Below are 281 nucleotides of genomic sequence, written 5' to 3' on the forward strand. Positions count from 1 at the left end.
GCCCGATGAGCGCCAATGATCCACATGATTATGTCAAAGCCGAAATCGACTGGCTGAAGGTGCCGCTGAAGGAAAACAAGCCCTTTCTCGGCATCTGTCTCGGCGCGCAGATGCTATCCAAACATCTGGGCGGCAAGGTCGAGGCAGACAGGGACGGCAAGGTGGAGATCGGCTGGTATCCGCTTCACGCCACCGAACACGGTCGGCTTCTGATGCCGCATTGGCCGAAGATGGTCTATCATTTCCACCGCGAAGGCTTCGAACTGCCGCGGGGAGCCGAG

Annotated in this window: 1 protein-coding gene; it reads left to right on the top strand. The window is 58.7% G+C overall.

What is annotated here, in order from left to right; genetic code table 11:
* A partial coding sequence (locus tag J8I29_RS29750; protein ID WP_209434433.1) for a gamma-glutamyl-gamma-aminobutyrate hydrolase family protein occupies positions 1-281 on the top strand: 281 nt, incomplete at both ends.

Origin of the sequence: Labrys sp. LIt4 (assembly GCF_017813775.1) — a bacterium.
GTDB lineage: Bacteria > Pseudomonadota > Alphaproteobacteria > Rhizobiales > Labraceae > Labrys > Labrys okinawensis_A.